A 4,374-nucleotide genomic window follows, 5' to 3' on the forward strand; every position below is an offset into this window, starting at 1 on the left:
TCAAGCTCAGAGACCTTTGCTCTCTGTTAAGGATTACCAGCATGCCCGAAGCGACAGGACTCATGGCCCACAACTGGGGCTTTGCCATTTTCCTTCTAGGCGTCGTCGGCCTCTGTGCCTTCATGCTGGGCGTCTCCAGCCTCCTTGGGTCAAAAGCCTGGGGCCGCAGCAAAAACGAACCGTTCGAGTCCGGCATGCTACCTACAGGTGGTGCCCGCTTGCGGCTCTCAGCCAAATTCTATCTGGTCGCGATGCTATTCGTGATCTTCGATATCGAAGCCCTCTTTCTCTTTGCATGGTCTGTGTCCGTCCGCGAAAGCGGCTGGACCGGATTCGTCGAAGCTCTCGTTTTCATAGCAATTCTGTTGGCAGGTCTTGTCTACCTATTCCGAGTGGGCGCCCTTGACTGGGCTCCGGAAGCTCGGCGCAAGCGGCAAGCGAAGCTGAAACAATGAGGCTTTGGCAATGCAATACAATCTCACCAGGATCGACCCCGATGCTCCTAACGAGCAGTATCCGATTGGCGAACGGGAAACCGTTTCCGATCCGTTAGAAGATCAAGTCCACAAAAACATTTTCATGGGCAAGCTCGAAGACGTGCTTAACGGCACGATCAACTGGGGGCGCAAGAACTCCCTGTGGCCGTATAACTTCGGCCTTTCGTGCTGCTATGTGGAAATGACCACCGCCTTCACGGCGCCCCACGACATCGCGCGCTTTGGCGCCGAAGTTATCCGGGCATCGCCGCGTCAGGCGGATTTCATGGTTATCGCCGGTACCTGCTTCATCAAGATGGCGCCGATCATTCAGCGTCTCTACGAGCAAATGCTCGAACCCAAATGGGTCATCTCCATGGGTTCGTGCGCCAACTCCGGTGGCATGTACGACATCTACTCCGTCGTTCAAGGGGTGGACAAGTTCCTGCCCGTGGACGTCTACGTGCCTGGCTGCCCGCCCCGTCCTGAAGCTTTCCTGCAAGGCCTGATGCTGTTGCAGGAGTCGATTGGACAGGAGCGTCGTCCGCTTTCCTGGGTCGTTGGTGATCAAGGCGTATACCGCGCCGAGATGCCTTCCGAGAAGGACAAGCGCCGCGAACAGCGAATCGCAGTCACCAACCTGCGCAGCCCCGACGAAGTCTGATCCAGATCTGCTTCTTTTATAGAACGAGAAACTGGCTTCATTCTTTACGTTGACCGAAAGCGATAAATAACCATGACTACAGGCAGTGCTCTGTACATCCCGCCTTACAAGGCAGACGACCAGGATGTGGTCGTCGAACTGAACAACCGTTTTGGCCCGGAGGCGTTCACCGCCCAGCCTACCCGCACCGGCATGCCGGTGCTTTGGGTTGCCCGCGCCAAACTCGTCGAAGTCCTGACGTTCCTGCGTAACCTGCCCAAGCCGTACGTCATGCTTTATGACCTGCACGGCGTGGACGAGCGTCTGCGCACCAAGCGTCAAGGGTTGCCAAGCGGCGCCGATTTCTCCGTGTTCTACCACTTGCTGTCGATCGAACGTAATAGTGACGTGATGATCAAGGTCGCCTTGTCCGAGAGCGACCTCAGCTTGCCGACCGTCACCAGCATCTGGCCGAACGCCAACTGGTACGAGCGTGAAGTCTGGGACATGTACGGCATCGACTTCAAAGGCCACCCGCACCTGTCGCGCATCATGATGCCGCCGACCTGGGAAGGTCACCCGCTGCGCAAGGACTTCCCGGCGCGCGCCACCGAATTCGATCCGTACAGCCTGACCCTGGCCAAGCAACAGCTCGAGGAAGAAGCCGCGCGCTTCAAGCCAGAAGACTGGGGCATGAAACGTTCCGGCCCGAACGAGGACTACATGTTCCTCAACCTCGGTCCGAACCACCCTTCGGCGCACGGTGCGTTCCGCATCATCCTGCAGCTGGACGGTGAAGAAATCGTCGATTGCGTTCCGGACATCGGTTACCACCACCGTGGCGCCGAGAAAATGGCCGAGCGTCAGTCCTGGCACAGCTTCATCCCGTACACCGACCGTATCGACTACCTCGGCGGCGTGATGAACAACCTGCCGTACGTGCTCTCGGTCGAGAAGCTGGCCGGCATCAAGGTGCCGGAGAAAGTCGACGTCATACGCATCATGATGGCCGAGTTCTTCCGGATCACCAGCCACCTGCTGTTCCTGGGTACCTACATCCAGGACGTCGGCGCCATGACCCCGGTGTTCTTCACCTTCACCGACCGCCAGAAGGCGTACACGGTGATCGAAGCCATCACCGGTTTCCGTCTGCACCCGGCCTGGTACCGCATCGGTGGCGTCGCCCACGACCTGCCGCGCGGCTGGGAAAAACTGGTCAAGGATTTCGTCGAGTGGATGCCCAAGCGTCTGGACGAATACCAGAAAGCCGCACTGGACAACAGCATCCTGCGTGGCCGGACCATCGGCGTCGCCGACTACAACACCAAACAAGCCCTGGAATGGGGCGTCACCGGTGCCGGCCTGCGTGCCACCGGGTGCGACTTCGACCTGCGTAAAGCGCGTCCGTACTCGGGTTACGAGAACTTCGAATTCGAAGTGCCGCTGGCTGCCAATGGCGATGCCTACGACCGCTGCATCGTGCGCGTCGAAGAAATGCGCCAGAGCATCAAGATCATCGAGCAGTGCATGCGCAACATGCCGGAAGGCCCGTACAAGGCGGATCACCCGCTGACCACGCCGCCGCCGAAAGAGCGCACCCTGCAGCACATCGAAACCCTGATCACGCATTTCCTGCAAGTTTCGTGGGGCCCGGTCATGCCGGCCAACGAATCCTTCCAGATGATCGAAGCGACCAAGGGCATCAACAGTTATTACCTGACGAGCGATGGCGGCACCATGAGCTACCGCACCCGGATTCGTACCCCAAGCTTCCCGCACTTGCAGCAGATCCCTTCGGTGATCAAAGGCAGCATGGTCGCGGACTTGATCGCGTACCTGGGTAGTATCGATTTCGTTATGGCCGACGTGGACCGCTAAGCATGAACAGCACGCTTATCCAGACAGACCGTTTCACCTTGAGTGAAACCGAGCGCTCGGCCATCGAGCACGAGTTGCATCACTACGAAGACCCGCGCGCGGCGTCGATCGAAGCCCTGAAGATCGTCCAGAAGGAACGTGGCTGGGTGCCGGACGGCGCTCTGTACGCCATTGGCGAGATCCTCGGTATCCCGGCGAGCGACGTTGAAGGCGTGGCGACGTTCTATAGCCAGATCTTCCGTCAGCCGGTGGGCCGTCACATCATTCGCGTCTGCGACAGCATGGTCTGCTACATCGGTGGCCACGAGTCGGTGGTCAGCGAAATCCAGAGCAAGCTCGGCATCGGCCTGGGTCAAACCACCGCCGACGGTCGTTTCACCCTGCTGCCGGTCTGCTGCCTCGGCAACTGCGACAAGGCGCCGGCGTTGATGATCGACGACGACACGTTCGGTGATGTGCAGCCAGCAGGCGTTGCCAAATTGCTCGAGGGCTACGTATGACCCTGACTTCTTTCGGCCCGGCCAACCGCATCAAGCGTTCGGCCGAGACTCACCCGCTCACCTGGCGTCTGCGTGACGACGGCGAAGCCGTATGGCTCGACGAGTACCAGGCCAAGAACGGTTACGCCGCTGCGCGCAAGGCCTTCGCCGACATGGCTCAGGACGACATCGTCCAGACCGTGAAAGATTCCGGCCTCAAGGGTCGCGGCGGTGCAGGCTTCCCCACTGGCGTGAAGTGGGGCCTGATGCCCAAGGACGAATCCATCAACATCCGGTACCTGCTGTGCAACGCGGATGAAATGGAGCCCAACACCTGGAAAGACCGCATGCTGATGGAGCAACTGCCCCATCTGCTGATCGAAGGCATGCTGATCAGTGCCCGCGCACTGAAAACCTACCGCGGATACATCTTCCTGCGTGGCGAATACACCACTGCCGCCAAGCACCTGAACCGTGCCGTGGAAGAAGCCAAGGCCGCGGGCCTGCTGGGCAAGAACATTCTGGGTTCGGGTTTTGATTTCGAGCTGTTCGTCCACACCGGCGCCGGGCGTTACATCTGCGGTGAAGAAACCGCACTGATCAACTCCCTCGAAGGCCGCCGCGCCAACCCGCGCTCCAAGCCGCCCTTCCCTGCCGCCGTTGGCGTGTGGGGCAAGCCGACTTGCGTGAACAACGTCGAGACCCTGTGCAACGTGCCGGCGATCATTGCCGACGGCGTGGACTGGTACAAATCGTTGGCCCGCGAAGGCAGTGAAGACATGGGCACCAAGCTCATGGGCTTCTCCGGCAAGGTCAAGAACCCGGGCCTGTGGGAACTGCCGTTCGGCGTCACCGGTCGCGAGCTGTTCGAAGACTACGCCGGCGGCATGCGCGACGG

The 4,374-nt window shown here is 59.9% G+C and carries 5 protein-coding genes; all 5 read left to right on the forward strand.

The annotated features are described in order from the left end of the window. The first annotated feature begins 41 nt into the window (after positions 1–41). Entirely contained in the window at positions 42–455 is a 414-nt protein-coding gene (locus D8U18_RS28430) for an NADH-quinone oxidoreductase subunit A (protein ID WP_003223812.1), read from the forward strand. A gap of 10 nt (positions 456–465) precedes the next feature. Beyond that, positions 466–1,140, forward strand: coding sequence for an NADH-quinone oxidoreductase subunit NuoB (locus D8U18_RS28435; protein ID WP_008032725.1), 675 nt, complete (start codon positions 466–468; stop codon positions 1,138–1,140). Positions 1,141–1,212: 72 nt separating this feature from the next. After that, the gene (nuoC, locus tag D8U18_RS28440) at positions 1,213–2,997 is read left to right on the forward strand and encodes an NADH-quinone oxidoreductase subunit C/D (protein ID WP_131109262.1); all 1,785 of its coding nucleotides are present in this window, start codon (positions 1,213–1,215) and stop codon (positions 2,995–2,997) included. A 2-nt stretch (positions 2,998–2,999) separates the two neighbouring features. Further along, a complete protein-coding gene (gene nuoE / locus D8U18_RS28445) occupies positions 3,000–3,497 on the forward strand; it encodes an NADH-quinone oxidoreductase subunit NuoE (protein WP_008020715.1) in 498 nt (165 codons plus the stop codon). Then, a partial coding sequence (locus D8U18_RS28450; protein WP_131109264.1) for an NADH-quinone oxidoreductase subunit F occupies positions 3,494–4,374 on the forward strand: 881 nt, incomplete at its 3' end. The genes nuoE and D8U18_RS28450, both read left to right, overlap by 4 nt.

Source organism: Pseudomonas sp. Sample_10, from assembly GCF_004321495.1.
In the GTDB taxonomy this organism is placed as follows: domain Bacteria; phylum Pseudomonadota; class Gammaproteobacteria; order Pseudomonadales; family Pseudomonadaceae; genus Aquipseudomonas.

Coding starts and splice junctions, on each gene's coding strand:
- D8U18_RS28430 (WP_003223812.1), top strand. CDS start 42: ATGCCCGAAGCGACAGGACTCATGGCCCACAACTGGGGCTTTGCCATT.
- D8U18_RS28435 (WP_008032725.1), top strand. CDS start 466: ATGCAATACAATCTCACCAGGATCGACCCCGATGCTCCTAACGAGCAG.
- nuoC (WP_131109262.1), top strand. CDS start 1,213: ATGACTACAGGCAGTGCTCTGTACATCCCGCCTTACAAGGCAGACGAC.
- nuoE (WP_008020715.1), top strand. CDS start 3,000: ATGAACAGCACGCTTATCCAGACAGACCGTTTCACCTTGAGTGAAACC.